At 62.3% G+C, this 15,000-nt stretch carries 9 protein-coding genes; 5 read left to right on the forward strand and 4 right to left on the reverse strand.

Features of this window, described 5'->3' with window-relative positions:
* Positions 1–209: 209 nt before the first annotated feature.
* The 3 genes from ACQZ6F_RS21595 (at position 210) to ACQZ6F_RS21605 (ending at position 4,083) form a co-directional block, all read left to right on the forward strand.
* Complete coding sequence (locus tag ACQZ6F_RS21595; protein ID WP_449096077.1) at positions 210–1,763, forward strand: ABC transporter permease; 1,554 nt, start codon at positions 210–212, stop codon at positions 1,761–1,763.
* On the forward strand, positions 1,760–2,821 hold the full coding sequence (locus tag ACQZ6F_RS21600; protein WP_449096054.1) for an ABC transporter ATP-binding protein: 1,062 nt from the start codon (positions 1,760–1,762) through the stop codon (positions 2,819–2,821). The genes ACQZ6F_RS21595 and ACQZ6F_RS21600 overlap by 4 nt, the downstream gene beginning before the upstream one ends.
* 86 nt (positions 2,822–2,907) lie before the next feature.
* On the forward strand, positions 2,908–4,083 hold the full coding sequence (locus ACQZ6F_RS21605) for a M20 aminoacylase family protein (protein ID WP_449096053.1): 1,176 nt from the start codon (positions 2,908–2,910) through the stop codon (positions 4,081–4,083).
* Positions 4,084–4,338: 255 nt separating this feature from the next.
* Here ACQZ6F_RS21605 and ACQZ6F_RS21610 read toward each other — a convergent pair whose 3' ends face one another.
* The 3 genes from ACQZ6F_RS21610 to ACQZ6F_RS21620 form a co-directional block, all read right to left on the reverse strand.
* Positions 4,339–6,126 carry an adenine deaminase gene (locus tag ACQZ6F_RS21610; RefSeq protein WP_449096052.1) on the reverse strand — a complete coding sequence of 596 codons (1,788 nt, stop codon included), beginning with the start codon at positions 6,124–6,126 and terminating at the stop codon, positions 4,339–4,341.
* A complete protein-coding gene (locus ACQZ6F_RS21615; RefSeq protein ID WP_449096051.1) occupies positions 6,123–7,046 on the reverse strand; it encodes a nucleoside hydrolase in 924 nt (307 codons plus the stop codon). Before ACQZ6F_RS21615 ends, ACQZ6F_RS21610 begins: the two co-directional genes overlap by 4 nt.
* 134 nt (positions 7,047–7,180) lie before the next feature.
* Positions 7,181–8,569, reverse strand: a complete 1,389-nt coding sequence (locus tag ACQZ6F_RS21620) for a M20/M25/M40 family metallo-hydrolase (RefSeq protein ID WP_449096050.1) — start codon at positions 8,567–8,569, stop codon at positions 7,181–7,183.
* Between the two features lie 199 nt (positions 8,570–8,768).
* Here ACQZ6F_RS21620 and ACQZ6F_RS21625 point away from each other — a divergent pair, with 199 nt between their 5' ends.
* Positions 8,769–11,105, forward strand: coding sequence for a bifunctional diguanylate cyclase/phosphodiesterase (locus ACQZ6F_RS21625; RefSeq protein WP_449096049.1), 2,337 nt, complete (start codon positions 8,769–8,771; stop codon positions 11,103–11,105).
* Between the two features lie 2 nt (positions 11,106–11,107).
* On the opposite strand, the gene ACQZ6F_RS21630 is transcribed toward ACQZ6F_RS21625, so the two are convergent.
* Complete coding sequence (locus tag ACQZ6F_RS21630; protein WP_077468325.1) at positions 11,108–11,524, reverse strand: MarR family winged helix-turn-helix transcriptional regulator; 417 nt, start codon at positions 11,522–11,524, stop codon at positions 11,108–11,110.
* Positions 11,525–11,958: 434 nt separating this feature from the next.
* Here ACQZ6F_RS21630 and polA point away from each other — a divergent pair, with 434 nt between their 5' ends.
* Entirely contained in the window at positions 11,959–14,961 is a 3,003-nt protein-coding gene (gene polA / locus ACQZ6F_RS21635) for a DNA polymerase I (protein WP_449096048.1), read from the forward strand.
* Positions 14,962–15,000 lie beyond the last annotated feature (39 nt).

Below are 15,000 nucleotides of genomic sequence, written 5' to 3' on the forward strand. Positions count from 1 at the left end.
CGTTTTCGGAAAGGCTTGCGCCTTGATCCCGGGCTCTGCACTTGCATCACTGTCGCATGCCCTGCTAGGGGCATGCGAATGGCCTTTTAGGCTGACCATCGGGCAATCGCCTTTCAACGGCGGTTGCCTTCCTATTTCAGGGCGTGAAAGGCAGCTTGGACTTGCTGCAGAAGAACACATATGCCGCGCCGGCCGCTGAGGCCGCCGCCATGCGAATGCCCCAGTTGACGGCTGCTCCCCGCAACCGCATTCGGCATGCCTCCGTTGTCGCCTTCGCTTCCGTCGTCGCCCTTCTGAGCCTGGTGCCGCTCGGCTTCATCATCTGGATCTCGATTGATACCGGCTGGGCAGAAGTGGTCGCCCTTGTTTTCCGCAATCGCGTCGGCGAGCTGCTCGTCAATACCGTCCTGCTTGAAGTCTGCACTATCCCGCTCTCCATCCTGCTGGCGGTAACGCTCGCCTGGCTGACGGAGCGCACCGATCTTCCCGGTGCCCGCATCTGGTCCTGGTTGGCCGTTGCGCCGCTTGCGGTGCCCGCCTTCGTGCACAGCTATGCCTGGGTCAGCCTCGTGCCGAGCATGCGAGGCTTGTGGAGCGGCGTGCTGGTATCGGTGCTAGCCTATTTCCCCTTCCTCTATTTGCCCGTCGCCGCGACCCTGCGCCGGCTAGACCCGGCGATCGAAGATGCTGCCGCTTCGCTCGGCCTCGGCCCCTGGCGCGTCTTCTTCAGAGCGATACTGCCGCAGCTCCGCCTTGCCATCTGCGGCGGCTCGCTGCTGATCGGCCTTCATCTCCTGGCCGAATACGGCCTCTACGTGATGATCCGCTTCGACACTTTCTCGACCGCGATCGTCGATCAGTTTCAGTCGGCCTATAACAGCCCTGCCGCCAATATGCTCGGCGGCGTCCTCGTCTTCTGCTGCCTGCTGCTGCTCGGCATCGAGGTATTGGTGCGCGGTAATGAGCGCTATGCCCGCGTTGGCTCTGGCGCCGCGCGCCCGGCAGATCGCCGCCGCCTCGGCTGGTTCGTGGCTCCCGCTATCGCTCTGCCTGTCGTGACCGCCGTGCTCACGCTCGGCGTCCCCTTCGTCACCCTGGCGCGCTGGCTCTATCTTGGCGGCATCGGCATCTGGCGGATCGATACCGTCGGCTGGGCTCTGCTGCAAACCATCGGCCTGGCGGTTGCCGGCGGTCTGCTGACGACGATAGCAGCTGTCCCCATGGCCTGGCTGTCCGTGCGCGCGCCGGGCCGGCTGCAGCGCATCCTCGAAGCCTGCCATTATTATGTCGGCTCGCTGCCGGGCGTGGTCGTCGCCCTGGCCCTGGTCTCGATCACCGTCCGGCTGATCTTGCCGCTCTACCAGACATTTGCCACGCTCCTGCTCGCCTATGTCCTGCTGTTCCTGCCACGCGCCATGGTCGGCCTGCGCGCCAGCATCGCCCAGGCGCCGGTTGAGCTCGAGCGCGCAGCCATGGCGCTCGGCCGCACGCCGGCCCAGGCCGTGCGTCAGGTCACCATGCGCCTTGCCGCACCCGGCTTTGCCGCTAGCGTCGCGCTGGTCGCGCTCGGCATCACCAACGAGCTGACGGCGACGCTGATGCTGTCGCCCAACGGCACGGAAACGCTGGCGACGAAATTCTGGGCACTGACGAGCGAAATCGACTATGTTTCCGCCGCGCCCTACGCCTTCATGATGGTCGTGCTGTCGCTGCCGCTCACCCTTCTTCTTTATGTGCAATCCAAGCGAACGGCCGGGCAATGACCTTTCTGGCGATCAAGAACATCAGCAAGCGTTACGGCCCGGTGCACGCGCTCGACAGCATCGATCTCACCGTGGCCGCGGGCAGCCGCACGGCCATTGTCGGCCCCTCGGGTTCCGGCAAGACGACGCTGCTGCGCATCATCGCCGGCTTCGAGATACCGGATGAGGGTCAGGTGACGCTGGAGGGCCAGACACTGGCGGACGGTCCGGCCATTGTCCCGGCGCATCGCCGCGGCATCGGCATCGTCTCGCAGGATGGCGCGCTGTTTCCGCATCTGAGCGTCGCCGAGAATATCAGCTTCGGCATGGAGCGCGGTCAGGCGGATCGCGCCGAGCAGATCAATGCCCTCATCGACATGGTGGAGCTCGATCGCGGCATGCTCGCCCGCCGCCCGCATCAGCTTTCCGGCGGCCAGCAGCAGCGTGTGGCGCTGGCGCGCGCCCTTGGCCGCAAGCCGAGGCTGATGCTGCTTGACGAACCCTTTTCCGCACTCGACACCGGCCTGCGGGAGAACATGCGCAAGGCCGTCGCCCGTGTGCTGCAGAATGCCGGCATTACCACTGTGCTCGTGACCCACGATCAGGGAGAGGCGCTGTCCTTTGCCGATCAGGTCGCGGTGCTGCGGGAGGGCAAATTGGTGCAGGCCGGAACGCCGCAGGCTCTCTATCTATCTCCGTGCGACCGCGAGACAGCGACGTTCCTGGGCGATGCCATCCTGCTGCCGGCGGAATTGAGCGATGGTTTTGCCGATTGCGCGCTTGGCCGCATCGCGACCCATACGAATGGCCGAAGCGGGTCTGGAGAGATCATGCTGCGCCCCGAGCAGCTTCGCTTCAGCGCGATTGCCGAGGCGGATTCCGCATCCCTATGTGCCGGCAAAGTTCTGGACGTCGAATTCGGTGGTGCCGTCTGCACGGTCACGCTGGCGCTTGCCGAGGCATCCGGTTTGGCGCCGCTGACGATCAAGAGTTCCAGCGTCGATCTGCCAGATGTCGGCGCTGCCGTTCATGTCAGCGTGATCGGCAAGGCACACGTCTTCGATCCCTCGGGCAAATAAGTTCTTTCCCGTTGAAACTGCCGTGCCTTTGCGAAAGAAAGGCGTGATCGCTTTTCGCAATTGCGCCCGGTGCCGAAGGAACGCCCATGTCTCTGTTCGATGAGATCGCCCAGGATCTCCCTTTCCTGACGTCGCTTCGTCATAATCTTCACGCCCACCCGGAGCTCGGCTTCGAGGAGGAACGCACCAGCGGCATCGTCGCCACTCTGCTGGAGGAGGCAGGTCTGACGGTGCATCGCGGCCTCGGCAAGACCGGTGTCGTCGGTACATTGCAGATCGGCAACGGCACCCGCCGCATCGGCCTTCGCGCCGACATGGACGCGCTGGCCATGCCGGAAAAGGCCAATCGTCCCTACAAGTCAACCATTCCCGGCAAGATGCACGCGTGCGGCCATGACGGCCACACGACCATGCTTATCGGTGCTGCCCGCCATCTCGCCGCCAAGCGCGGATTTTCCGGTACGGTGCATTTCATCTTCCAACCGGCCGAGGAAGGACGCGGCGGCGCCAAACGCATGGTGGAGGAGGGCCTGTTCGATCTTTTCCCCTGCGACGCCGTCTACGGCCTGCATAATATGCCCGGTCTCGACGTCGACGAGATGGCTGTTGTCGAGGGGCCGCAGCTTGCGTCTTCGGATAGCTGGCGCATCACTTTTCGCGGCACCGGCACTCATGGTGCCAAGCCGCATCTCGGCAAGGATCCGATCACGGCCGCCGCGACCTTCCTGTCTTCGCTACAGACCATTGTCGGCCGTGTTGTCGATCCGCTGCAGCCGGCTGTCGTCAGCGCCTGTTCACTGCAGGCCGGCGATCCCAATGCGCTAAACGTCATTCCCGACACTGTCGACATCGGCGGTACGGCGCGCGCCTATACGCCGGAGGTTCGCGATCAGCTCGAACAGGAGATCGGACGTCTGGCGCATGGTACGGCCGCCATGTACGGCATTGCGGTCGATTATCAGTTCGAGCGGCGCATTCCGCCCGTCGTCAACGATACCGATGCCACTGCGCGGGCGCTGAAAGCTGCCACCACCGTCTTCGGTGAGAAGGTGCTGACCCGCTTTCCACCCTCGACCGCCGGCGACGATTTCGCCTTTTTCGGCCAGAAAGCGCCGGGCTGCTACGTCTGGCTTGGCAACGGCCCCGCCGTCGATGGCGCGCTGCATCACAACACGGCCTATGACTTCAGCGACGATGCGATTGCCTCCGGCGTGGCGTTTTGGGCGACGCTGGTGCGGCAGGAGTTGGGGGAAGGGGAGTAATCCTCACTATGCCGAGGGTCTGATACCCCCCTCTGTCACTATCGTGACATCTCCCCCACAAGGGGGAGATTGGTAACTCGCAGGCACTCTTTACCTCAATCGAATATCGAATCCGTTGAAAATGCAGCCTATTGCCTAACGGGTAACGAGCCGCAAACTCCCAACGATCTCCCCCCTTGTGGGGGAGATGTCACGAAGTGACAGAGGGGGGTGCACACTCTCCGCAAACGCATAGTTGATACTGGATAAGGAAGCCTAAATCACCCCAAGCACCGGCGTCTCCAACACCCGCCCCGTCGCGACATCAGCGATCCCGCGATCCGTCTGGTGCGGTCCGGCATTGCAGGCAAGCGTCGCGCCAAAGCAGGCCTTGAAGACGAGGTAGGGCGGGCTCCAGTCGACGATACCGTCGATTGCGCCACGGATAGCGCGGAAGGCATCGGCGATTTCGTCAAGCGGGGCATCGCTCACCAGCCCGGAGAGCGGCAACGGCAGCAGCGCCTCGACCTTCCCATCGCGCGCAACCGCCATGCCGCCGCCGGCCGCGATAACGGCATTGGCGGCGAGCGTCATGTCACTGATATTGCCGCCGAAGACCGCGAGGTTATGGCTGTCGTGCGATACCGTCGTGCAGAAGGCACCGCGCCATTCGCCCCAACCGGTGAGAAAGCCGATCCGTGGCCGGCTATCGGCTTTGCCATGGCGGTGGGCGACGGCCAGCATCATGGTTCCGGCCGGCGGTACGACGAAACCGTCTTCCACATCAGCCTCGACCTCACCCCATTGGGTGAAGCGGGGCCGGTCGATGGTCGCGAGCCGCACGCGGCCGCCCGTTGCGGGCACGCGGAAATCATTCTCGCTAAGCGCTGCGAGCTTGATCGAATCGCGCAGTGGCTGCGGATCGATCCCGGCAATGGTGCCGACAATCCGGCCGTCTTCGGCCGCCAGCACGCCGTTGGTGATCACATGCCGGGCCTTGAAGGCCTCAAGATCTTCGAAGAGCACGATATCGGCACGGCGCCCGACCGCAATCAGGCCAAGGTCGTTTCGGCCAAGCCGCATGGCACCATTCAGGGTCGCGGCTCTCAATGCCCATTCGGGCTTCAGCCCATAGCGCACGAGGCGGCGCATGACGTCATCAAGGCCGCCGCCGTCCTGGAGTTCGTCGGGAAACACGTCGTCGGTGCAGAGCGTCACGGTCTGCGGCAGAAAGCCGAGTTCGTTGATGGTCTCGACGAATTGCGGCATGAGATGATCATGCGAACCGCGCATCTCGATCGTCAATCCTGCCGATAGCTTGGCAAGCAGATCGGCTCCCGACGTCAGTTCATGGTCCGAGGTGACACCGGCCGCCATAAAAGCGTTGAGGTCGCTGCCCTCTAGGCTGCGGGCATGGCCGCAGATCATCTTGCCCGAATGCAGCCCGGCATTGACGATGCCGATGGCGCGCGGATCGCCGTTGATCACCTCGCGCATTGTCATGACTTCGGCGATACCGCCGATCTCGGGCCACGAGAGCATCTCGGTCATCGCCGTCGCGTCGAAATCGGCGCCCGCCAACTCGAGCCCCGGAGCGGAGGGCACGCAGGAGGGCGCTAGCGGTATCACGCGGATCGGCAATTGCCGGCTTGCGTCGATTGCCCAGCGCACGCCGTCGAGCCCATGGACATTGCCGAGTTCATGCGGATCCCAGACGATGGTCGTCACACCGCGCGGCAGCACGGCCTTGGCGTAAACAGCCGGCGTCACCATCGAACTTTCGATGTGCATATGCGTGTCGATCAGGCCGGGCGAAAGAAAGCATCCGGCTGCGTCGATCGTCCGCGCCGCATCCACGCGGCTGCCCGACGCATGCACGCTGGCGATCAGCGGACCGACAATGCCGATATCGGCGGCGCGGATCCGGCCGGTCACGATATCGACAATGAGGCCGCCTGCGATCAGCAAGTCAAAGGGCGCATCGCCTCGGGCGGCGGCGACTGCGCGTGCCCGCAGGTCGGGCGTGTTGAGATCGGCAGGCTCGCCGGAAAAATCTCGGGTCATCGGCCGGCCTCTCGCTGCAGGGCATCGAATATGATGGAACGCGCCCTGTCGGCATCGATTTCGGCCGCGAAATGGGCGTTGAAGGCACCATGCGAGGCGCGCGTCTCGACGACGGTGCGCCCGCGCGTGTGCTGCCCGTGCAATTCGGCTTCGATCCGTGCGTGGCGAAGCGTTGCTATCTCGGGCGCGACGAAAATGGCCGCCGCCGTCGGATCGTACACGGCCATGGCCGGCCGGCCGCGGCTGATGGCGATGTTGACGTAACCTTCGAGAAGATCGGCAAGCAGCTGCGCCTTTTCGCCTGATGTTTTGCGCAGGCGGGCTACATCCTCGGGCCAGGCCAGCACCTTCCGGCAGATGTCGAGGTCGATCATCCTGAGCGGCAGGCCATGTGCCAGCACGATTGCCAGCGCCTCTGGGTCGGCGAAGGCGTTGAACTCTGCAGAGGCAGTGTGATTGCCCGAAGTGACGCCGCCGCCCATCCAGGTCAGCTCATCGATCTGGGCGGCCAGTTCCGGGCGGGCGAGCGCGAGGGCGGCGATATTGGTCAGCGGACCGAGCGCGAGGATGCGTTTCGGTCCCGCGCCATCGGCAAGCCAATCGCAGAGTGCGGTAAAGGCATTGCTCAACGGCAACGGATTGGCGGGCGGCAGGCTCCGGCCCGTTGTCGGAATGCCGGTCTGGCCGAGAATGCTTTGCGCCGTCTCCAGCTTGCAGAGCACCGGCAATTCGCGGCCGGTGTGAATGGGAAAAGACCAGCCGAAGACGGCGGCGGCACTCGCCGCATTGGCTTGGACATGCGATAGCGGAGCGTTGCCGCTTACCAGCGAAACACCGTCGATAGTAAGCTTCGAATGCGCGACAACCAGGATGGCGGCGATGTCATCGAACCCCATGTCGGTATCGATCCAGATTCCCATGTTCTATCTCATCGATCGTGGCCAAAAGACGCGAGAGCAGGCCTGCCGTCGCTCGGTCCGGATGACAGCTTAAACGTCATCGAGGCGGGAGTGAGGACGGGACGCGCAAAGAGGCACGCGTCCCGGCCGATCGTTTAGACTGCGAGCGCGTCGAGGATGCGGATCCAGGAGCGAATGCCCTTGTGGTAGGAGCGCAGCTCGTACTTTTCGTTCGGCGAATGGATGCGGTCGTCGGAGAGGCCGAAGCCGACGAGCAGCGATTCCATGCCCAGCATCTTCTGGAAGTCGCCGACGATCGGGATCGAGCCGCCCATGCCGATGATGAGGGCAGGCTGCGGCCACTCGCTGGAAAGCGCCGTCTTCGCTTTAGTCAGCACAGGCGAATCATAGGAGAGTTGGATTGCCGCCGAACCGCCATGCTCATGGAATTCCACCGAGCAATCCGCCGGTATCTTGGAACGCACATAGGCGCGGAAGCTTTCGCGGATGGCCGCCGGGTTCTGCTGGCCGACGAGCCGGAAGGAAACCTTCGCCGATGCTTTGGCCGCAATCACCGTCTTGAAGCCAGCGCCGGTATAGCCGCCCCAGATGCCGTTCACTTCCGCCGTCGGTCGCGCCCAGGTGAGTTCCATCACCGAGCGGCCCTTCTCGCCCGAGGGGATCGACAGGCCGACTTCGCCGAGGAATTTCTCGGCCGTCATGCCGAGCTTCTCCCACGAGGCCTTGATATTGGCGGGTGTTTCCTCGACGCCTTCATAGAAGCCGGGAAGCATGATGCGCCCCGTCTCGTCATGCAGGCCGGCGAGGATATCGGTGAGGATATGGATCGGATTGGCGGCAGCGCCGCCGAAGAGGCCCGAATGCAGGTCGCGGTCGGCAGCCGTGACGACGATTTCCTCGCCCACAAGGCCGCGCAGGCCGGCCGAAATCGCCGGCGTATCGCCGTCCCACATGCCGGTATCGCAAACCAGGGCGAAATCCGCCTTCAGTTCGGCGGCATTGGCTTCGAGGAAGGGCTTCAGCGAAGGCGAGCCGGATTCTTCCTCACCTTCGAACAGGATGGTGATGCTCACGGGCAGCGCGCCCCTGGTTTCCTTATAGGCGCGCACCGCTTCGACGAAGGTCATCAGCTGACCCTTGTCGTCGGAGGTACCGCGACCGGTCAGGATCTTGCGGCCATTGCCCATGTCCTTGATCTCGGGCGCGAAGGGATCGCTTTCCCACAATTCGATCGGGTCGACCGGCTGCACGTCGTAGTGACCATAGAAAAGTACATGCGGAGCGTTGGCGCTGCCGGCATCGTGGTGAGCCACCACCATCGGATGGCCGGGCGTGTCGCGCACCGAAGCGGTGAAGCCCAGCGAATTCAGGTAGCCGACCAGCCATTCCGCCGCCTTGCGGCATTCCGCCTTGAAGTCCGGATCCGTGGAAATGGACTTGATGCGCAGCAATTCGAAGAGCTTGTCGAGGCTGGAGGGAAGGTTCTGATCGGCGCGATCGAGAACGGGCGATAGATCGGTCATGTCCGACTCCTTACATGAGATTTGGAGGGACGATAGACCAAAGCCCTGTCGGTTTCGAGGCGTTAAAACCGAAAATTTACCGTAGCTTGCGTCTTCGGATCGGGGGGAATGTTTATGTGATTAGTTGCGTATGTAGTTTACAAGTTTTTTAGAGTATTAGAAATAACCTCAATCCAGAAGAGTATTCTGGAGACTAAAAATGTTTTCAGTGATTGCATGCATTCGTGACGAACACGACATCCGGTTGATTCTTGTCGCGGCGATTATTTGCCTGATCGGCAGCCTTGCCACCATGCTTCTCTTTGCACGCGCGCAGGAGTGCCGGTCGCACCAGCGTCGATATTGGATCACCGCCGCAGCTTTTGCCAGCGGCGTCGGCATATGGGCGACGCATTTTATCGCGATGCTGGCATATGAGGGCAGCCTGCCCATCACCTATGGTCTTTCACTGACCGTGCTGTCTGTCGTTTTCGCGATCGCCGGTTCGTGGCTTGCCATTGCTGTTGCGTTCGAGTGGGATAACGCGGCCTCGTTCACCGTTGGCGGTGTGCTGATGGCGCTGGGCATAGCCGCCATGCATTTCACCGGCATGCAGGCCATCGAAGCGTCCGCAGAACTCTCCTACAGCATGCCGCGCGTCGTTGCTGCCGTTGCCGTCGGCGTCGGCTTTGCCTCATTTTCCTTCCTAGCCTTTCGCGGCCTTCACGGCGTCAAGCGCATCCTTGCCGGCACTCTTCTCCTGGTCTTGGCGATCTGCGCGCTGCACTTCACGGCGATGAGCGGTGTCACGTTGACGCCAGAGGCGGGCACGGAAGTGATGCCTCTTTCCATCGACCGAAGCATCCTTGCCGGCATCGTTATGGCGGCGGCGACCGGGCTGATCCTCATCGCGCTCGGCGCTATCTTCGTCGACCGTCACCTCACTGACCTTCGCGGTTTTGCCAATGCCTCGCTGGAGGGACTGCTCGTTCTTCGCGATGGCCGGGTGATCGATGCGAACGAGCGGTTCTTCGCCATTTCCGGATGGTCCGCCCAGCAGGTCATCGGCGCACCGGCCGAGGCCTTTCTGATGATCGATATGGACACCTATGCGGAGACCGCGATCCCGCTCGAGACCACGCTGTCAGGGCGGGACGGCAAGGCCATCCCTGTGGAAACCGTGATCCGCTCCATCACCTATCGTGGCCATGATTGCAGCGTGCTTGTGGTGCGCGACCTGACAGAGCGCCGGCAGGCGCAGCAGATGATCGAGCATCTGGCGCATCACGATATACTGACGGATCTTCCCAATCGCTCGCTCTTCGACCAGCGCATGCGCCAGGCGCTGCAAATGGCAAGCCGCAAGGGCGGCGAAGTCGCGATCTTCTGCCTGGACCTCGACCGCTTCAAGGCGATCAACGATGTCTTCGGTCACGCCGAGGGCGATCGGATCCTCTGCAAGGTCGCCGGCATCCTGCAGCGCGCCTCCGAGGAGGGGGACACGGTGGCAAGGCTGGGCGGCGACGAATTCGCCATCATCCAGCCGTTGCGTCAGCGATCTGACGGCGCCACGCGCCTTGCCGAGCGCATTCTTGCGGAATTTGCAGTGGAGATGGATACTGCACGCGATCCGACTGCGGTCGGCGTCAGCCTCGGCATCGCCATCTACCCGCGCGACGGCGCCAGTGCCGAGCAGCTTTATGCGAATGCGGATACGGCGCTTTATCGCGCCAAGCGTGGCGGCCGTGGGCATGCCTGCTTCTTCGACGCTGAAATGGACAAGGCCGTGCGCACCCGCCGCCAGCTCGAAAACGACCTGCGGCAGGCCATCCTGCGCAAGCAGCTCTATCTTGAATACCAGCCGATCTACGATGTCGGCAGCGACGGCGTCACCGGCTACGAAGCCCTGCTGCGCTGGAAACATCCCGACCGGGGGATCATCGAGCCGGAGACCTTCATTCCGATCGCCGAGGAGAGCGGCTCGATTGCGGCAATCGGTGAATGGGTACTGGAGCAGGCATGCCAGGAAGCCGCCCTCTGGAGTGAGCCGGCAAGCGTCGCCGTCAATCTGTCGCCGCTGCAATTCATGATCCCGACGCTCTACGACCAGATCGAGCGCATCCTTCGGAAAGCCGGCCTCGATCCGAAACGGCTGGAGCTGGAGATCACTGAGGCGGCTCTGATGCGTGAACGCACGGCTGTCATCGCGACGCTGCAGCGGCTGCACCGCCTTGGCGTCCGGGTCGTCATGGACGATTTCGGTACCGGTTTTTCCTCGCTCAGCAATCTGCGTTCCTTCCCCTTCGACAAGATCAAGGTCGATCGCAGCTTCACCGGCGCTCTGGAACATGATCCGGCGGCACGCTCGATCGTGCGCGCGATCATCGGTCTCGGCCACAGCCTGAACATGCCTGTTGTGACCGAGGGTGTGGAAACCGAAACCCAGCGCCGCATCGTCATCGAAGAGGGCTGCGCCCAGCTGCAGGGGATATTCTTCGGCAAGCCGGATGTTGGTCCGAGCGCACAGTTCCCCATGCCGGAGAAGGCCGTGGGTTAAGCCTAGAGATGCTTGGCGTTCTCCAGGATACGCCTGACATATTCGAGCAGCAGTTCGCGCTCGAAACTGCGGAAACCCTTTAAAAGGTTCGTGTCGGCAGCCGTTGCAGCCTCGATAGCCTCGGCCTCGATAGCAGCGGCTTTCTCCGTCAGGAAGATCAGTTGCGCCCGCTTGTCCGACGGGTGCGGGCGGCGCTCGACCAGCCCGTCACGTTCCATGCGCGACAGCGTGTTGGCCATCGTCGCCTGTTCGATATCGACACGCTCAAGCAGTTGTTTTTGCGTCAACCCGTTCTCGGACCACAATTCCAGAAGGATCGGAAACTGGCCGGGTGAGAAGCCGAGTTTGGCTGCGCGTTGCTGTAATGCGCGAGCAAATGCCTTCGCCATTTGACCGGCAAGATAAGCCGCGGAGTCCATCCGATTAAATCCCATGATTGCAAGTATGCCGATAATTCATAACCAAGACAATCAGCAAATCTTGGGTACGGATAGGCCTGAAATCAGCAACTTTGTCGAATTTTTTTACAAGCAAGAGGTGTATTTTTCTCATGAAAAAGCCGCCATGGCCTGGAGGGCGCCATGGCGGCTCAGAAAGGGGGACAAAGGCCCGGAGAGGGGATAGGCCTTTGTCCAAGTCTGACATGGCGGGGGACAGGCCGGTTGTCAGACCCGCGGCGTATCAATCGCCGGTGAGTATGATTTGAGGTTTCGAATGTGGTTTTTCAAGGGAATGCGCAGATTAGATCAATTAAAACTTAGTAACGTTTCGGTGAGAGATTTGGCTCTCCCGCAAGGGTGCAAAACACAAGTTTATATGGACGTTGGAGGTGCGCCACGCTATCCATGCTTCCATGAAAAAAGGTGATCATCTCTTCCTCGTCGACGGCTCCGGTTTCATTTTCCGGGCCTTTCACGCCCTGCCGCCGCTGACGCGCAAGTCCGATGGATTGCCTGTCGGTGCCGTCTCCGGTTTCTGCAACATGCTGTGGAAGCTGCTGACTTCGGCGCGTGATACATCGGTCGGGGTGACGCCGACCCATTTTGCGGTCATTTTCGACTATTCCTCGAAGACCTTCCGTAAGGAAATTTTCCCCGATTACAAGGCAAACCGCTCGGCCCCGCCAGAGGAGCTGATCCCGCAATTCGGGCTCATCCGCCAGGCGACCCGCGCCTTCAATCTGCCCTGCATCGAGACCGATGGTTTCGAGGCCGACGACATCATTGCCACCTATGCCCGCCAGGCCGAAGCCACAGGTGCCGATGTCACGATCATCTCGTCCGACAAGGACCTGATGCAGCTCGTCACCCCGACGGTCCACATGTATGACAGCATGAAGGACAAGCAGATCGGCATTCCCGACGTCATCGAGAAATGGGGTGTGACGCCGGACAAGATGATCGACCTGCAGGCCATGACCGGCGATTCGGTCGACAACGTGCCCGGCATCCCCGGCATCGGCCCGAAGACGGCGGCGCAGCTTCTGGAAGAATTCGGCGATCTCGACACGCTGCTTGCCCGCGCCGAGGAAATCAAGCAGCAGAAGCGCCGCGAGAACATCATCGCCAACGCCGAACTTGCGCGGATTTCCCGGCAGCTGGTGACGCTGAGAACCGACGTGCCACTGGAGCTTGAACTCGACGCTTTGGTGCTCGAGCCGCAGAACGGCCCGAAACTGGTCGGCTTCCTGAAGGCAATGGAATTCACCTCGCTGACGCGCCGCGTCGCCGATGCTTGCGATTGCGACCCGGCCACGATCGAACCGTCCGAAGTCAAGGTCGAGCTTGCTGACGCCGCGCATGGCCCGGATCTCGATGTCGCAGACAATGCCGAACCCGTTGCCGGCAGCGCAGTTGCCACCGAGGGTGCTTCCGCTCCGGCGCCGGCGGTAAAGCCGCGGCTGGCTGTCGAGGGACAGACCGAGCCGACCGACCTTGCCACTGCGCGCGCCGCAAGCTTCGCCACCGCGCCGATCGATCATTCGAAATACGTGACCATCCGCGATATCGCTACTCTCGATCGGTGGATCGCCGATGCCCGCGAGACCGGCATCGTCGCCTTCGATACGGAAACGACATCGCTCGATGTCATGCAGGCTGAGATCGTCGGCTTTTCGCTGGCGATCGCGGATAACAAGAACGATCCCACGGGTGCCTCCATTCGCGCGGCTTACGTGCCCCTCAGCCACAAGACCGGCGTCGGCGATCTGCTCGGTGGCGGGCTCGCCGACAATCAGATTCCGCTGCGCGATGCGCTGGCGCGATTGAAGGATCTGCTCGAGGATAGCTCCATCCTGAAGATCGCGCAGAACCTTAAATACGATTACCTGCTGATGAAGCGCTACGGCATCGAGACCAAGGCCTTCGACGATACGATGTTGTTGTCCTATGTGCTCGACGGCGGCTCCAATGCCCTTCACGGCATGGACAGCCTGTCCGAACGCTGGCTCGGCCACAAGCCGATCGCCTATAAGGACGTGGCCGGCAGCGGTAAATCCAACGTCACTTTCGATCTCGTCGATATCGACCGCGCCACGGCCTATGCCGCCGAGGATGCGGATGTGACCCTGCGTCTGTGGCTGGTGCTGAAGCCGCGGCTTGCGGCGGAAAAACTCTCCGCCGTCTACGAGCGGCTGGAGCGGCCTCTGGTGCCCGTACTCGCTCATATGGAAGAGCGCGGCATCACCATCGACCGGCAAATCCTGTCACGCCTCTCCGGCGAACTGGCGCAGGGTGCTGCGCGGCTGGAGGATGAAGTCTACACGCTGGCTGGCGAACGCTTCAATATCGGCTCTCCCAAGCAGCTAGGCGACATCCTCTTCGGCAAGATGGGGCTGGCCGGCGGCAGCAAGACTAAGACAGGCCAATGGTCGACCTCGGCGCAGGTGCTGGAAGACTTGGCGGCGGCCGGCTTCGAGCTGCCACGGAAGATCGTCGACTGGCGCCAGCTCACCAAGCTGAAATCGACCTATACCGATGCACTGCCGACCTATGTGCATCCGCAGACGAAGCGCGTGCATACGTCCTATTCGCTGGCCTCGACCACGACCGGGCGTCTGTCGTCCTCCGAGCCAAACCTGCAGAATATTCCGGTGCGCACCGCGGAGGGCCGCAAGATCCGCACGGCCTTCATCTCGACCCCAGGCCACAAGCTGGTTTCGGCCGATTACAGCCAGATCGAGCTGCGCGTGCTGGCGCATGTCGCCAACATCCCGCAGCTGAAGCAGGCCTTCGAAGACGGCATCGACATTCACGCGATGACGGCGTCCGAAATGTTCGGCGTGCCGGTCGAGGGCATGCCGAGCGAGGTTCGCCGCCGCGCCAAGGCGATCAACTTCGGCATCATCTACGGCATTTCCGCCTTCGGTCTTGCCAACCAGCTCTCCATCGAACGCTCGGAAGCGGGCGATTACATCAAGAAGTATTTCGAGCGCTTCCCCGGCATCCGCGATTACATGGACGGCACCAAGCAGACGGCGCGCGACAAGGGCTATGTCGAGACCATCTTCGGCCGCCGCATCCATTTCCCGGAAATCCGTTCCTCCAATCCGTCTGTGCGTGCCTTCAACGAGCGCGCCTCGATCAACGCGCCGATCCAGGGATCTGCCGCCGATGTCATCCGTCGCGCCATGATCAAGATGGAGCCGGCACTGGCTTCGGCCGGACTTGGCGATCGCGTTCGCATGCTGCTGCAGGTGCACGACGAACTGATCTTCGAAGTGGAGGATGCCGATGTCGAGCGCACGACGCCGATCATCGTCTCGGTCATGGAAAATGCCGCCATGCCGGCCGTGGACATGGCCGTGCCGCTGAAGGTCGATGCCCGCGCTGCCAATAATTGGGACGAGGCACACTGAGGCCATATCGGGCACGGCGAGGAGGTCACTCCTCATGGT

The sequence above is a fragment of the Rhizobium sp. A22-96 genome (assembly GCF_053521805.1).

Coding starts and splice junctions, on each gene's coding strand:
- ACQZ6F_RS21595 (WP_449096077.1), top strand. CDS start 210: ATGCGAATGCCCCAGTTGACGGCTGCTCCCCGCAACCGCATTCGGCAT.
- ACQZ6F_RS21600 (WP_449096054.1), top strand. CDS start 1,760: ATGACCTTTCTGGCGATCAAGAACATCAGCAAGCGTTACGGCCCGGTG.
- ACQZ6F_RS21605 (WP_449096053.1), top strand. CDS start 2,908: ATGTCTCTGTTCGATGAGATCGCCCAGGATCTCCCTTTCCTGACGTCG.
- ACQZ6F_RS21610 (WP_449096052.1), bottom strand. CDS start 6,126: ATGACCCGAGATTTTTCCGGCGAGCCTGCCGATCTCAACACGCCCGAC.
- ACQZ6F_RS21615 (WP_449096051.1), bottom strand. CDS start 7,046: ATGGGAATCTGGATCGATACCGACATGGGGTTCGATGACATCGCCGCC.
- ACQZ6F_RS21620 (WP_449096050.1), bottom strand. CDS start 8,569: ATGACCGATCTATCGCCCGTTCTCGATCGCGCCGATCAGAACCTTCCC.
- ACQZ6F_RS21625 (WP_449096049.1), top strand. CDS start 8,769: ATGTTTTCAGTGATTGCATGCATTCGTGACGAACACGACATCCGGTTG.
- ACQZ6F_RS21630 (WP_077468325.1), bottom strand. CDS start 11,524: ATGGACTCCGCGGCTTATCTTGCCGGTCAAATGGCGAAGGCATTTGCT.
- polA (WP_449096048.1), top strand. CDS start 11,959: ATGAAAAAAGGTGATCATCTCTTCCTCGTCGACGGCTCCGGTTTCATT.